Below are 14,261 nucleotides of genomic sequence, written 5' to 3'. Positions count from 1 at the left end.
AGCGCAGCGAGTCCGGGAGCGGGCAATTGTGATGAGGAGGTGTTACCGATGCTAACGTCGCGTAGTTCCGTTCATTCGGCGCAAGCACTGCGCCGGAGTCTTCGTTGGGGAGTCGCCATGGGATTGTTCGCGAGTCTGCTGGGACTGTTTGGCTGCGATCAGCAGCAGATCGACAAGGCGCGTGAGAAAGCGCGTGACACGTTCAACGCGGTCAAGCCGGACGACATGCTGTTGCGCAACCTCACGCCGGGTGTCACGACCGAGACGCAGGTGCGCGAGCAGATGGGCAAACCGGAGATCGTCTGGGAGAACGACGACGGTTCGCGCCGTCTGGAGTATCCCCGCGCACCGGGTGGGTTGCGCACCTATATGGTCGACATCGCCCCGGATGGAAAGCTGCGGGCCGTGACGCAGGCGCTCGCCGCCGAGAACTTCGAGCAGGTGCAGCCGGGCATGTCGCAGGATGACGTGCGGCGCCTATTGGGTAAGCCGACGACGGTGGCGGAATATCGCCTGAAGAAGGAAACCGTGTGGAGTTGGCGCTGGCTCGAAGACGGCGTGAACACGCCGGGCATGTTCAATGCCCACTTCGGGCCGGATGGCCGCGTGACGGTGACGTCGCGCTCGCCGGACCCGGCGTCCGAGCGTCCCTGAACCGGCGACGCGAACGGTGCGAACGATCGGGGCGATGCGGGAGATCTGAGCGGCCAGCGCTGCGAGGGCGCTCAACGCGTTGCCTGCGTCTGCTCGATAGTGGCCGGTTGCGCTGCTGGATTGGCCTCAGCGGTTTGCTGGGCGTGCCGATGACGGTTTGTCACCATGCGATCGTGCAGCCGAGTGATGATCCTGCTCCCCGTCTTCGCGAACAGAAACGGCAGCAGTGCATGCACGAGACAGGCCAGAAACGCCCCGAGCAACGGCAGCGCGAACGATAGTGCCGATCCCATGTGCTGGAGGTAGTTTTCGCCGACCGAGGCGGGGTGTTGAGTAAAGATTTTCATGATGGCCCCTGTTTTCGGAATGTTTCTGAAGTTTACCCGCCGAGGTTGGGTAAAGGCTTTTAAACTTTTCGTCAAATCGGGTAGGATTTGGAAAAATTTTCCTCCCGGGGGGCTATCGTGGACAAAACCGACCTCGCAATTCTCGAAAACCTGCAAGCCGATGCCTCGCGTTCGTTGGGCGAACTGGCCGAGGCGGTTCACCTTTCGCCGACACCTTGCTGGCGGCGGGTGCAGCGCCTGCGCGAGAACGGCGTCATCACGGGGCAGGTCACGCTGTGCGACCCGCAACAGCTCGATCTGCGGGTGACGGCGTTCGTATTCATCAAGGCGGCAACACACAGCGAGGACTGGATGGTCCGCTTCGTGGCTGGTGCGCGGGAATTGCCTGAAATCGTTGAGATTCACCGCATGGCGGGCGAGATCGACTATCTGCTCAAGGTCTACCTGCCGGACATCGCGGCATATGATCGTTTCTACAAAAAACTCATCCGCGTGGCCGATCTGCAGGACATCAGTGCGAGCTTTTCCATGGAAACGGTGAAGTTCACGACCGCGTTGCCGGTGGATCATCTGCGCTAGCCCGCAGCACGAGACCGGCCTGACGATGTGCCGACGGACGCGAAACGTGCCGCAAGCCGCCACGTTTGGGTGACCTGCTCGAAACATTCCCGACGCCATCGCCCGGAAAAATCTTATGGCTCAGAACATCTACGACAATCCCGATTTTTTCGCCGGCTACAGCCAGTTGCCGCGTCAGGTGCACGGGCTGGACGGTGCGCCCGAGTGGCCCGCCATCAGAGCGATGCTGCCCGATTTGCAAGGCAAACGCGTGGTCGATCTCGGCTGTGGCTTCGGCTGGGCATCGCGCTGGATGCGCGAGCAGGGGGCGGCGTCCGTCCTCGGACTCGACCTGTCGCAGAACATGATCGATCGCGCGAGGGCCAGCACGTCTGACACGGCCATTGCGTTCCGTATCGCCGATCTCGACACGCTCGACCTGCCGCCGGCGTCGTTCGATCTCGCCTATAGCGCGTTGACCTTCCACTATGTGCGCGATTTTGCGCGTCTCGTGCGTGCGATTCACACGGGCCTCGCGCCTGAAGGGCACTTCGTCTTCACCATCGAGCACCCGGTCTTCATGGCGGCGGCTCACCCGCACTGGATCGCCGATGAAGACGGCCGCAAGACATGGCCGGTCAACGGATACGCCATCGAAGGTGAGCGCCATACCGACTGGTTTGCCAAAGGCGTGCTGAAGTACCACCGCACGCTGGGCACGACGCTGAACGCGCTCATCGCTGCGGGCTTCCGGATTCGAAAGGTCGATGAGTTTGCGCCGACCGTCGATCAGATTCGTGAGACGCCGTCGCTGGCCGAAGAACTGGAGCGTCCGATGATGTTGATGGTGTCGGCGTCGCGCTAGAGCGCATGCACCGTTCGGCGGCACAACGGTGACGTAAAGCAAAACACCCCGGCGCCGGACACAGGTCCGACACCGGGGTGTTTTGCTAGAGAAGGGCGCCGCGACGAAGCGCGGCTCACCTTTCCCGGTATGGCGTTTGCGAGCTTACTTGACGCGCATGCCCGGCTTCGCGCCGTTGTGCGGCTCCAGGATGTAGATGCCCGGTTCGGCTTTCTCGTCGGCGGCCGACGCCGCGAGCACCATGCCTTCGGACACCCCGAACTTCATCTTGCGCGGCGCGAGATTGGCGACCATCACCGTGAGCTTGCCCACCAGCACTTCCGGCTGCGGGTAAGCCGACTTGATCCCGGAGAAGACGTTGCGCGTTTGCGCTTCGCCGGCATCGAGCGTGAGCTGGAGCAGCTTGTCCGACCCTTCGACGGCCTTGCAATCGACGATGCGCGCGATACGCAGATCGATCTTCGCGAAGTCGTCGATGGTGATGACACCGTCGTCCGCTCCCTTGTCGGCCTTCCCGGCTTTCTCGGTCGTCTTTTCAGCCTTGGCGGCCTTGCCCTTGGCAGCGGCCGCCTCCGTGGCCGGCGCACTCGCCTGCAGCGAGTCGCGGTTGGCCGCGAGCAGCGCTTCGACTTGCTTGCCTTCAACGCGTGTCATCAGATGCTTGTACGCCGTGATGGCCGTGTCGGCGGTGAGCGCGCGGTTCACGTCCTGCCACGCTTGCGGCGCGATGTTCAGGAAACGCTCGACGGCTTCGGCCGTCACGGGCAACACCGGCTTGAGGTACAGCGTGAGCAGACGGAAGGCCTCGAGGCATACCGAGCAAGCCTCATGCAGCGCGGCAGCCTGCGCGGGGTCCTTCGCGAGATCCCACGGCTTGACCGTGTCGACGTAGCTGTTCACCGCGTCGGCCTGTTCCATCACCAGACGCAGCGCCTTGCCGAACTCGCGGGCTTCGTAATGCGCGGCGATCTGCGGGGCGACGGCACGCAACTGGCCGAGCAACGGTGCCTGCATGGCGTCCGGCGACACGCGGCCGTCGAAGCGCTTGATGAGGAAGCCCGCGGCACGGCTGGCAATGTTCACGTACTTGCCGACCAGGTCGCTGTTCACGCGGGCGATGAAGTCATCGAGGTTCAGGTCGATGTCTTCCATCGTGTTGCTCAGCTTGGCGCCGATGTAATAGCGCAGCCACTCAGGATTGAGGCCCGTGTCGATGAAGCTCTGCGCCGTGATGAACGTGCCGCGCGACTTCGACATCTTCTGGCCGTCCACCGTCAGGAAGCCGTGGGCGAACACGTTGGTCGGCGTGCGATGACCCGAGAATTCGAGCATGGCGGGCCAGAACAGCGTGTGGAAATACAGGATGTCCTTGCCGATGAAGTGATACTGCTCGGTCGTCGAGCCCGGCTTGACCCATTCGTCGAAGTTCAGGCCGCGCTGCGCGCACAGATGCTTGAAGCTGGCGTAATAGCCGACCGGCGCGTCGAGCCACACATAGAAGTACTTGCCCGGCGCGCCCGGAATCTCGAAGCCGAAGTAAGGGGCGTCGCGCGAGATATCCCAGTCGGCCAGCGTCGACTCGCCGTCTTCGCCGAGCCATTCCTTCATCTTGTTGGCCGCTTCGGGCTGGGCGAGGCCCGCCACCCACTTGCGCAGGAACTGCTCGCAGCGCTTGTCCGAGAGCTTGAAGAAGTAATGCGTGGACGTCTTGCGCACCGGCGTGGCGCCCGAGACAACCGAATACGGGTTGAGCAGGTCGGTCGGCGCGTAGGTCGAGCCGCAGACTTCGCATGAATCGCCGTATTGGTCCTTGGCGCCGCATTTCGGACATTCGCCCTTGATGAAGCGGTCCGGCAGGAACATTTCCTTGACCGGGTCGTAAGCTTGTTCGATATCGCGCGCTTCAATCAGCCCCTGTTCCTTCAGGGCGAGATACACGCTTTCCGACAATTCACGGTTCTCTTCCGAATCCGTCGAATAGTAGTTATCGAACGAAATGCCGAAGCTATCGAAGTCGCGCTTGTGTTCTTTCCAGACACGCTCGATCAGTTGCTTGGGCGTGAGGCCTTCCTTCTCGGCGCGCAGCATGACCGGCGTGCCGTGCGTATCGTCCGCACCCACGTAATAGACCTCATTGCCCTGCATCCGCATGAACCGTACCCAGATATCTGTCTGGATGTATTCCACCAGGTGACCGATGTGAATCTGGCCATTGGCGTACGGCAGGGCGGAGGTGACAAGAATGCGGCGGGACATGAGGATCGATTGTGTGTTGAAGGGACGGGGAAAGGAGGATTCTAGCAGGCGGGGCGGGAAGACGCCCAACCGGGCGTCCCGGGAGGGGGAGTCTGCGCGAGGGGCCGGTCGTTGTCAGGCGCCCGTGCCGGGTGGCGCGGCCAAAAAAAAGCCGGAACCAGGTTCCGGCATAACTAGGCACACGTAACGTCAATAACAAAGAGGAGATGGAAGCGCCCACGGTAGGCACTTCCGAAGGGTCTGAGCGGTATGACGGCGGTTTAGTTCAACCCATGTGCAGAGTTTCGATGCTGCGTTGCACCATGCGGATGCCGGAGGGCCCCAAATGCGGCATGCCCGGCGGACCGGGCATGCGTTTGCAACCACAACTTGCGCAGGCGAGCCGATTAGCCGCGCGGCGCCTGCTGATTCGGTGCGTGCAGCAGGATTTCGACGCGACGGTTCTGGGCACGCCCTTCGGCCGTGGCATCGGACGCGACCGGCTGGCTCGAGGCCACGCCCGTGCCGCTCATGCGGTTCATGGCAACGCCCCGGCTGTTCAGATACTGAATAACGTTGGCCGCCCGGTTTTGCGAGAGGGGCACGTTGATCCGGTCGCCGCCCGTGCTGTCGGTATGGCCGACGACGTTGGCGGTAATGCCCGGGTTCTGGTTGAGCGAAGCGGCGACGTCGTCGAGCACGGCGCGGAAGTTCGGCTTGATGTCGGCGCGACCGGTATCGAACGTCACGTCACTCGGGACGGCGACCTTGAGCGAGCCGTCCGGCTGTTCGGAGATGGTGGTGCCGGTGCCGGCGGTGTGGCCGCCGAGTTTGTTCTTGATGGCGCCCCAGTTGTAGCCCGTTGCACCGCCTGCGGCGGCGCCCACGGCAGCGCCGATCAGCGTGCCGGTGGTGTTGCCACCGATGAGGTTGCCCAGACCTGCGCCGACTGCCGCACCGACGCCGGTACCGACCGCAGTGTTCGTGCCCTGCTCGGTCTGGCATCCGGCCAGCATGGCGGCAACGGCCAGGACGAGCGCCGAAGCGCGCAGAGTGTTCTTATTCATTTAAGGCTCCTTCTCGATTAGCTTGCAGTCATGAAACAACGCGTGAGCACTTCGTCGAAGCACGCGCGCCTCGCAGGGGTTTTGAGCCTGAGGGCGCGCCGTCTTTTACAATAGCGCTGAGTGTCGACCGCAGGCAAGGACAGTTTGCCGCGACGGCTGGTTCCCCAAAACACGCGCGCCTCGCATGCTAATCGAGAGCGTGCGCCATGGATGTTACAAGTTGTTAGCGCCCGCCGGGGCTTGCCTGGCGTGCCTCGACAGAGCGAGAGACCACATGGAAGTTGCCCAAATCAATGAAGTGCTGCGTGGCATCGTCGATCCCGATACGGGACTCGATCTGATCGCCGGGAAGTATGTGAAACAGGTCGCGGCCGAGCATGGCCACGTCGGCATTCAGATCGAATTCGGTTATCCCGCCAAGAGTCAGTTCGAAGCGATGCGTGCCCGCGTCACCGAAGCCGTTGGCAAACTGCCCGGCGTCGAGCGCGTGGCGGTCGAAATCAGCCAGAAAATCGTGTCGCATGCGGTGCAGCGCGGTGTGAAGCTCCTGCCCAACGTGAAGAACATCGTGGCGGTGGCGTCGGGCAAGGGCGGTGTGGGCAAGAGCACCACGGCCGTGAACCTGGCGCTGGCCCTTGCCGCCGAGGGCGCCAACGTCGGCATTCTCGATGCCGACATCTATGGCCCGTCCCTGCCTACGCTGCTGGGCATTCACGGCAAACCCGAGTCCAAGGACGGCAAGACGCTCGAACCGATGGTCGGCCACGGCCTGCAGGCCAGCTCCATCGGGTTTCTGATCGAGCCGGACAATCCGATGGTCTGGCGCGGCCCGATGGTCACGCAGGCGCTCGAGCAACTCCTCAATCAGACCAACTGGCACGACCTCGACTATCTGATCGTCGACATGCCGCCGGGCACGGGCGACATTCAGCTCACGCTGGCGCAGAAGGTGCCGGTCACGGGCGCGGTCATCGTCACCACGCCACAGGACCTCGCGTTGCTCGACGCGCGCAAGGGGCTCAAGATGTTCGAGAAGGTCGGCGTGCCGATTCTGGGCCTGATCGAGAACATGAGTCTGCATATCTGCTCGAACTGCGGTCATGAAGAGCCGATCTTCGGGGTGGGCGGCGGCGAGCGCATGAGCCACGATTTCGACGTCGACCTGCTGGGCAAGCTGCCGCTGGAGATGAGCATCCGGGTGCATGCGGACGCCGGCATGCCGAGCGTGGTGGGCGACCCGGACGGTCGTGTGGCCGAGCTTTACAAGGCCATCGCCCGCAAAGTGGCGGTGAAGATCGCGGCCAAGCAGAAGGACATGACGAGCAAGTTCCCGTCGATCGTCGTGCAGAACACGTAAAACGAGGGCGCCGGGGCGGTGCGTGTGAAAAAATCACCGCACCGCAACAATCGCGTAAAATACGCCCACTTTTTCACGTACTACGCCAGTTCAGGCCCACACATGAGCATCAAGTCCGATAAATGGATCCGGCGAATGGCCGAAGAGCACGGCATGATCGAGCCCTTCGAGCCGTCGCAGATCCGGTACTCCCAAGACGGGCAGAAGATCGTCAGCTACGGCACGTCGAGTTACGGCTACGATATCCGCTGTGCGCCTGAATTCAAGGTCTTCACGAACATCAATTCGACGATCGTCGATCCGAAGAATTTCGACGAGAAGTCCTTTGTCGATGTCGAGAGCGATGTCTGCATCATCCCGCCGAACTCGTTCGCGCTGGCGCGCACCGTCGAGTACTTCCGCATTCCGCGCAGCGTGCTCACCGTGTGCCTGGGCAAGTCGACGTATGCCCGTTGCGGCATCATCGTGAACGTCACGCCGTTCGAACCCGAGTGGGAGGGCTACGTGACGCTGGAGTTCTCGAACACGACGCCGCTGCCGGCCAAGATCTACGCCAACGAAGGCGTGGCTCAGGTGCTGTTCTTCGAATCCGACGAAGTCTGCGAGACCTCGTACAAGGATCGCGGCGGCAAGTATCAGGGACAGCGTGGTGTCACGCTGCCGAAAACCTAGCCTGCTACGCTCGACTCGCCACCGGTGAGCATCCTCCATATCGCACTGCCCAAGAGCCACGGCCATGTTGGACCGTGGCTCGTTCTTTTGTCGAAGGAACGCCAATGAAATTCCGTTTTCCGATCGTCATCATTGACGAGGACTTCCGCTCCGAAAATATCTCCGGGTCCGGAATTCGTTCCTTGGCGGAGGCCATCGAAGCCGAGGGCATGGAAGTCAACGGCCTCACGAGCTACGGCGACCTGACCTCGTTTGCGCAGCAGGCAAGCCGCGCGTCGAGCTTCATCCTGTCCATCGACGACGACGAGTTCGGCACGTTCTCGAGCGAAGCGGGTGGTGAGGGCGAAGGCGAACTCGCGCTGGCCATCATCAACCTGCGCGCCTTCGTGCAGGAAGTGCGCCGTCGCAATCCGGACATTCCGATTTTCCTGTACGGCGAGACGCGCACGTCGCGTCACATCCCGAACGACATTCTGCGCGAGTTGCATGGCTTCATTCACATGTTCGAGGACACGCCGGAGTTCGTGGCGCGTCACATCATCCGTGAAGCCAAGTCGTATCTCGACTCGCTGCCGCCGCCGTTCTTCCGCTCGCTCACGCACTACGCGGCTGACGGCTCGTATTCGTGGCATTGCCCGGGACACTCGGGCGGTGTGGCGTTCCTGAAGAGCCCGGTGGGCCAGATGTTCCACCAGTTCTTCGGCGAAAACATGCTGCGCGCAGACGTATGCAACGCGGTGGAAGAACTGGGCCAACTGCTCGACCACAACGGTCCGGTGGGCGCGTCGGAGCGCAATGCCGCGCGCATTTTCAATGCGGATCACCTTTTCTTCGTGACCAACGGCACGTCGACCTCGAACAAGATCGTGTGGCACGCCACCGTGGCGCCGGGCGACATCGTCGTGGTCGATCGAAACTGCCACAAGTCGATCCTGCACGCGATCACGATGACGGGCGCCGTGCCGGTGTTTCTCACGCCGACGCGCAATCACCTCGGCATCATCGGCCCGATTCCGAAGTCGGAGTTCGAGCCGGAAGTCATTCGCGCGAAGATCGAAGCGAACCCGTTCGCACGCGAAGTGCTCGAACGCGACCCGAACGCCAAGCCACGGATTCTGACGATCACGCAAAGCACGTATGACGGCGTGATCTACAACGTCGAGATGATCAAGGAAGTGCTGGGCAACAACATCGACACGCTGCACTTCGATGAAGCCTGGCTGCCGCACGCGGCGTTTCACGAGTTCTACCGCGACATGCACGCGATCGGTGAAGGCCGTCCGCGCTCGTCGGAAGCGACGATCTACGCCACGCACTCGACTCACAAACTGCTCGCCGGTATCTCGCAGGCGTCGCAGATCGTGGTGCAGGACTCGGATGCTCGCACGTTCGATACCTACCGCTTCAACGAGGCGTATCTGATGCACACGTCGACGTCGCCGCAGTACGCGATCATCGCGTCGTGCGACGTGGCGGCTGCGATGATGGAGCCGCCGGGCGGCACCGCGCTCGTGGAGGAGTCGATCGTCGAGGCGCTCGACTTCCGCCGCGCCATGCGCAAGGTGGGAGGCGAGTACGGGGATTCGTGGTGGTTCTCGGTCTGGGGCCCGGAAAATCTGGGCGACGAAGGCACGATTCAGCGCGAGGACTGGGTGCTGCGCGCGAACGATCGCTGGCACGGCTTCGGCGATCTGGCCGACGGCTTCAACATGCTCGACCCGATCAAGGCGACGATCATCACGCCGGGGCTGGACGTGGAAGGCGAGTTCGGCGAGAGCGGCATTCCGGCGGCCATCGTCACCAAGTATCTGGCCGAGCACGGCATCATTGTCGAAAAGACCGGGTTGTATTCGTTCTTCATCATGTTCACCATCGGCATCACCAAGGGCCGCTGGAACTCGATGGTGACCGAACTTCAACAGTTCAAGGACGACTACGACCACAACCGTCCGCTGTGGCGCGTGCTGCCCGAGTTCGTCGCGCAGTTCCCGCGCTACGAGCGCATCGGCCTGCGTGACCTGTGCGATCAGATTCACAGCGTGTACAAGGCGAACGACGTGGCACGCGTGACGACCGAGATGTATCTCTCGGACATGCAACCGGCGATGAAGCCGACCGACGCGTTCTCGAAGCTGGCCCACCGCCAGATCGACCGGGTGCCTATCGACGACCTCGAAGGCCGCGTGACGAGCGTGCTGCTCACGCCGTACCCGCCGGGCATCCCGCTCCTGATTCCGGGCGAACGCTTCAATGCCGCGATCATCGAGTACCTGCGTTTCGCGCGCGACTTCAACGAGCGTTTCCCGGGCTTCCATACCGATATCCACGGTCTGGTCGTCGAGGAGGTGGACGGGCGCCCCGAATACTTCGTGGATTGCGTGCGTCAGTAACTCCCCCGGCCTAGTGTGAGAACGGCCCCGTGCGAGCGCGCGGGGCCGTTTTTTTATGGGCCGGTCGTCTGACGGGCGACGCGCCTTATACGCCTGTTTGCCGCATCTGGATTTCACGAGTTGCGGATGTTTCGTTTGCGTACCCCTGCCGATCGACCGTAACTCCGTAGAACGAGTCGTTAACTGATGATAAACGTCAGTATATTGACGCGAATCTGCGTCAAACGCTCGATTTGTGCATTGACTTGAATTTTCAACATTTAGGCAGTTTCCCATCAATTCGGGCCGCTCCGATTGCTACACTCAACGCACTTTTTTTGCAGGAGGGTTCATGGAAACCGGACAACTAGTGTTCAGCAACTACGGCACGCTGGTTTGCGCCACGTTGGTCTTGTTGCTGGGCCGCAAACTGGTCGAGTGGGTCGCACCGCTGCGTACGTACAGCATTCCGGAGCCGGTCGCGGCGGGGCTGCTGGTGGCGCTGGGCACGCTGGCGCTGCGTCAGTTCGGGCACTTCGAGTTGAAGTTCGATACGTCGCTGCAAACGCCGCTGATGCTGGCGTTTTTCGCAACGATCGGTCTGTCGGCCAATTTGGCCAGCCTCAAGGCGGGGGGGCGTCGACTGGTGCTGTTCCTCGCCGTGGTGGCAGGCATGTTGATTACGCAGAACGCCATTGGCGTGGGGCTTGCCACGATGATGGGGCTGGCGCCGGGCGTGGGTTTGCTGGGCGGATCGATTACGCTGGCCGGCGGACACGGTACGGGGGCCGCCTGGGGGGAAACGCTGACTACGCAATACGGCGTGCAGTCGGCGCTTGAGATCGCCATGGCCTGCGCCACCTTTGGGCTGGTGCTGGGCGGTTTGCTGGGTGGGCCGGTGGCGCGCTATCTGGTCGGGCGTCTCGGTAACAAGGTGCCGGGATTCGATGCCGCGAAGGATGCCGCGCCGGAAGGTTTCGAGCAACCGCATACGGTACGGCTGATTACCGCGCAGGCGTTGATCGAGACGGTGGCGATGATTGCGATCTGCCTGTTGGGGGGCGAAGTCATTGCACGTTGGCTCTCGGGCACGATGCTGGAATTGCCGACGTTCGTATGCGTGTTGTTCACGGGCGTTGTCGTTCGCAATCTGCTGTCGCTCGTGGGCTATGAGGTCTTCGATCGTTCGCTGTCGGTGATGGGCAACGTGAGTCTGTCGCTGTTCCTTGCGATGGCGCTCATGACGTTGCGCCTGTGGGATCTTTCAACGCTGGCCTTGCCGATGATCGTGATTCTTGTCGTGCAGGCGATTGCGATGGCGGCGTATGCGATTTTCGTCACGTTCCGCGTGATGGGAGCCAATTACGACGCAGCAGTCCTCGCGGCGGGCCATTGCGGCTTCGGTCTGGGCGCGACGCCGACGGCCATTGCCAACATGCAGGCGGTGACCGAGCGCTTCGGTCCGTCGCACATCGCGTTCCTGATCGTGCCGATGGTGGGGGCATTCTTCATCGACATTCTCAACGCGCTCATCATCAAGGGTTTCCTGTCGTTACCGCTGTTCTGATGGGACGCGTGTGATGCCGTCATGCCAATAGAAAATGCCACCCGATCGGGTGGCATTTTCGTTGGTGCCCTTACGTGCGAAATGTGCGCATGCTGCAATGCCCGAACGGGTCGGACGTTGCCGGCCAGACGGCCTTACTTGGCGAGCTTCGCGCGCGCTGCGGCGATGGCGCGTTGCACCTGTGCCGGGGCCGTGCCGCCAATGTGGTTACGGCTGGCGACCGAGCCTTCGAGCGTGAGGTATTCAAAGACGTCCTCACCGATCAGCGGCGAGAACTTCTGCAACTCGGCGAGCGACAGGTCGGCCAGATCGATCTCGCGATCCGAGCAGATCTTCACGGCGTGCGCCACGATTTCGTGAGCGTCGCGGAACGGCAGGCCTTTCTTGACCAGGTAGTCGGCCAAATCGGTCGCCGTCGAGAAGCCTTGCAGCGCGGCGTTGCGCATATTGGCTTCGCGCACCTTGATGCCCGGCACCATGTCCGCGAAGATGCGCAGCGTGTCGATCACGGTGTCGACCGTGTCGAACAGCGGTTCCTTGTCTTCCTGATTGTCCTTGTTGTACGCCAGCGGCTGGCCTTTCATCAGCGTGAGCAGGGCGATCAGGTGACCGTTGACACGACCGGTCTTGCCGCGTGCCAGCTCGGGCACGTCCGGGTTCTTTTTCTGCGGCATGATCGAGCTGCCCGTGCAGAACCGGTCGGCCAGATCGATGAAGCCCACACGCGGGCTCATCCACAGCACCAGTTCTTCCGAGAAGCGCGAGACGTGCGTCATCACGAGCGCTGCGGCGGCCGTGAATTCGATGGCGAAGTCACGATCCGACACCGCGTCGAGTGAGTTTGCGCAGACTTCTTCGAAGCCGAGCGTGGCGGCGACACGTTCGCGATCGATCGGATAGCTCGTGCCGGCGAGCGCGGCCGCGCCCAGCGGCAGACGATTCACGCGGCGGCGAACATCGAGCATGCGCTCGGCGTCGCGGCTGAACATCTCGAAGTAAGCCATCAGGTGATGACCGAACGTCACGGGCTGAGCCACTTGCAGATGGGTGAAGCCCGGCAGAATCGTGGCGCTGTGTTGCTCGGCCAGATCCAGCAGTGCGCGGCGCAGGTCGCCAAGGTGATCGCCGATGCGATCGATTTCGCTGCGCAGCCACAGACGGATGTCGGTCGCGACCTGATCGTTACGCGAACGGCCGGTGTGCAGACGCTTGCCGGCGTCGCCGATGAGGGCGGTCAGGCGTGCTTCGATGTTCAGGTGGACGTCTTCGAGATCCAGTTGCCACTCGAACTCGCCGCGCTCGATCTCGCCACGGATCTGCGTCATGCCGCGCTGAATGTCGGCCAGATCCTGTGCGCTGATAATGCCTTGTGCACAGAGCATGTCGGCATGCGCGAGCGAACCTTCGATGTCGAACAACGCAAGGCGCTTGTCGAAGAATACCGACGCCGTATAGCGCTTGACGAGTTCGGAAACGGGTTCGGAAAAGCGGGCCGACCAGGCTTCGCCTTTCTTGTGGAGTTGGGAGGTCATTGTCGTAGCGTGGCTAATCGAGGCCCATCGGGGCAGATGGAAGCAAACCGTGGCAGAGCACGGAAAAGCGTGATTATACAACCCCGGCGGCGTTGCCACGACCCGCCGGGCATCGAGGGGGCGCCCCCGGTCAGTTCGTCATGGATAGCGTCCAGATACGCGGCGGCGCCGACAGGCAAAGGCCCGAGGTCGCTTCGTCGAACGCCGCACGTTGCAGCGCTTCGAGCTTCGCTGCCTTGGCAATGCGCTCGCGGGCCTGATGAATGCGGGCCATGCGCGCCGGATCGTCGGGCAGTGCGCAGAGGCGTCCGAGATCGTGCATGAGCGAGGTGCCCAGCCGATCGAGCGCCGGGCGCAGGCGCGAGGCGAGATCGACCGGTTCACCCGGGGCACGGCCTTCCCGCGCCCAGCGGGCCAGCAAAGCGGTCTGCACCAGCTTGCCCGCCTCGATCTGCAGACGGAAGAATGTGCGGGCCTGCGCGGGCGTCAGGCCGAACTGGGGGGCGCGCTCGCCCACGCTGTCGAGCAACGCCTGTTCGCGCGGCGTGTCCTGAACCGGTTTGCCCGACGTGTACTTGGTGCGGGCCACGGCTTCGCTGATGGCCAGACGCTCCAGAATGCCGTTCATGAGCGGGTCGAGCACAGGATCGACGACGGGCTGTGATTTGGCTGGTGTGCCGGGCACACCGGGTGAGGTCGCCAGCGTTTGCGAGACCAGCCGCACGGCCAGCCCTCGCACACCATGCGGCGCGGCGGCGATGACGGTATTCGATGGGAGCGCAGGGGGGCTGGCGTCGCGCGCAGGCATCGCGGCCTCTGTGGACCCCGTGCCGGCCTGCGTGGCGGTGCAAAGTAGCGCGAGCGTCGTCGCCGTGATGAGCGTTGCGGTGCGCCGTAGGCGTGACATGCGGTTTGCGCCGATAGTGAGTGCCATACGCGGCATGTGTGTCGGCGTGTGTGTCGGTCGTGCGTTGGAATCGGATTGCATGATGGATGGGCCCCCCGGCAGCCATCGGGTCGAATCCGACAAAATATACC

The 14,261-nt window shown here is 62.6% G+C and carries 12 protein-coding genes; 7 read left to right on the top strand and 5 right to left on the bottom strand.

The window, feature by feature from the left end:
- Positions 1-117 precede the first annotated feature (117 nt).
- On the top strand, positions 118-654 hold the full coding sequence (gene bamE, locus PI93_RS21725) for an outer membrane protein assembly factor BamE domain-containing protein (protein ID WP_039373920.1): 537 nt from the start codon (positions 118-120) through the stop codon (positions 652-654).
- 71 nt (positions 655-725) lie between these two features.
- Here bamE and PI93_RS21720 read toward each other — a convergent pair whose 3' ends face one another.
- Entirely contained in the window at positions 726-1,001 is a 276-nt protein-coding gene (locus tag PI93_RS21720; protein ID WP_052240942.1) for a DUF6356 family protein, read from the bottom strand.
- A gap of 117 nt (positions 1,002-1,118) precedes the next feature.
- Here PI93_RS21720 and PI93_RS21715 point away from each other — a divergent pair, with 117 nt between their 5' ends.
- Both PI93_RS21715 and PI93_RS21710 read left to right on the top strand, forming a co-directional pair.
- Positions 1,119-1,580 (top strand): Lrp/AsnC family transcriptional regulator, encoded by a 462-nt coding sequence (locus tag PI93_RS21715; protein WP_036662003.1) that lies wholly within the window; start codon positions 1,119-1,121, stop codon positions 1,578-1,580.
- 115 nt (positions 1,581-1,695) lie between these two features.
- Entirely contained in the window at positions 1,696-2,424 is a 729-nt protein-coding gene (locus PI93_RS21710) for a class I SAM-dependent methyltransferase (RefSeq protein ID WP_039373923.1), read from the top strand.
- A 144-nt stretch (positions 2,425-2,568) separates the two neighbouring features.
- Here PI93_RS21710 and metG read toward each other — a convergent pair whose 3' ends face one another.
- Both metG and PI93_RS21700 read right to left on the bottom strand, forming a co-directional pair.
- The gene (gene metG / locus PI93_RS21705; protein WP_052240943.1) at positions 2,569-4,680 is read right to left on the bottom strand and encodes a methionine--tRNA ligase; all 2,112 of its coding nucleotides are present in this window, start codon (positions 4,678-4,680) and stop codon (positions 2,569-2,571) included.
- A gap of 386 nt (positions 4,681-5,066) precedes the next feature.
- Positions 5,067-5,726: an OmpA family protein gene (locus PI93_RS21700; protein WP_039373925.1), complete on the bottom strand. Its 660-nt coding sequence runs from the start codon at positions 5,724-5,726 to the stop codon at positions 5,067-5,069.
- A gap of 274 nt (positions 5,727-6,000) precedes the next feature.
- Between PI93_RS21700 and apbC the strand changes: the two genes are divergently transcribed.
- From apbC to gltS, 4 genes are all read left to right on the top strand, one after another.
- Complete coding sequence (apbC, locus tag PI93_RS21695) at positions 6,001-7,083, top strand: iron-sulfur cluster carrier protein ApbC (RefSeq protein WP_039373926.1); 1,083 nt, start codon at positions 6,001-6,003, stop codon at positions 7,081-7,083.
- A 102-nt stretch (positions 7,084-7,185) separates the two neighbouring features.
- On the top strand, positions 7,186-7,755 hold the full coding sequence (gene dcd, locus PI93_RS21690) for a dCTP deaminase (RefSeq protein ID WP_039373928.1): 570 nt from the start codon (positions 7,186-7,188) through the stop codon (positions 7,753-7,755).
- Positions 7,756-7,859: 104 nt separating this feature from the next.
- The gene (locus PI93_RS21685; protein WP_039373930.1) at positions 7,860-10,145 is read left to right on the top strand and encodes an arginine/lysine/ornithine decarboxylase; all 2,286 of its coding nucleotides are present in this window, start codon (positions 7,860-7,862) and stop codon (positions 10,143-10,145) included.
- A gap of 331 nt (positions 10,146-10,476) precedes the next feature.
- Positions 10,477-11,691 (top strand): sodium/glutamate symporter, encoded by a 1,215-nt coding sequence (gltS, locus tag PI93_RS21680; RefSeq protein WP_039373931.1) that lies wholly within the window; start codon positions 10,477-10,479, stop codon positions 11,689-11,691.
- Between the two features lie 134 nt (positions 11,692-11,825).
- Here the strand turns inward: gltS and argH are convergent, their stop codons facing one another.
- Together argH and aroQ are read right to left on the bottom strand one after the other, a co-directional pair.
- The gene (argH, locus tag PI93_RS21675; RefSeq protein ID WP_039373466.1) at positions 11,826-13,223 is read right to left on the bottom strand and encodes an argininosuccinate lyase; all 1,398 of its coding nucleotides are present in this window, start codon (positions 13,221-13,223) and stop codon (positions 11,826-11,828) included.
- A gap of 130 nt (positions 13,224-13,353) precedes the next feature.
- Complete coding sequence (gene aroQ, locus PI93_RS21670) at positions 13,354-14,130, bottom strand: gamma subclass chorismate mutase AroQ (protein WP_158453286.1); 777 nt, start codon at positions 14,128-14,130, stop codon at positions 13,354-13,356.
- Positions 14,131-14,261 lie beyond the last annotated feature (131 nt).

It is taken from the genome of Pandoraea fibrosis, assembly GCF_000807775.2.
GTDB classification, from domain to species: Bacteria; Pseudomonadota; Gammaproteobacteria; order Burkholderiales; family Burkholderiaceae; genus Pandoraea; species Pandoraea fibrosis.
Note: the sequence above shows the minus strand (reverse complement) of the source record. Positions and strands in the feature narration are given on the sequence as shown.

Coding starts and splice junctions, on each gene's coding strand:
- bamE (WP_039373920.1), top strand. CDS start 118: ATGGGATTGTTCGCGAGTCTGCTGGGACTGTTTGGCTGCGATCAGCAG.
- PI93_RS21720 (WP_052240942.1), bottom strand. CDS start 1,001: ATGAAAATCTTTACTCAACACCCCGCCTCGGTCGGCGAAAACTACCTC.
- PI93_RS21710 (WP_039373923.1), top strand. CDS start 1,696: ATGGCTCAGAACATCTACGACAATCCCGATTTTTTCGCCGGCTACAGC.
- metG (WP_052240943.1), bottom strand. CDS start 4,680: ATGTCCCGCCGCATTCTTGTCACCTCCGCCCTGCCGTACGCCAATGGC.
- PI93_RS21700 (WP_039373925.1), bottom strand. CDS start 5,726: ATGAATAAGAACACTCTGCGCGCTTCGGCGCTCGTCCTGGCCGTTGCC.
- apbC (WP_039373926.1), top strand. CDS start 6,001: ATGGAAGTTGCCCAAATCAATGAAGTGCTGCGTGGCATCGTCGATCCC.
- dcd (WP_039373928.1), top strand. CDS start 7,186: ATGAGCATCAAGTCCGATAAATGGATCCGGCGAATGGCCGAAGAGCAC.
- PI93_RS21685 (WP_039373930.1), top strand. CDS start 7,860: ATGAAATTCCGTTTTCCGATCGTCATCATTGACGAGGACTTCCGCTCC.
- gltS (WP_039373931.1), top strand. CDS start 10,477: ATGGAAACCGGACAACTAGTGTTCAGCAACTACGGCACGCTGGTTTGC.
- argH (WP_039373466.1), bottom strand. CDS start 13,223: ATGACCTCCCAACTCCACAAGAAAGGCGAAGCCTGGTCGGCCCGCTTT.
- aroQ (WP_158453286.1), bottom strand. CDS start 14,130: ATGTCACGCCTACGGCGCACCGCAACGCTCATCACGGCGACGACGCTC.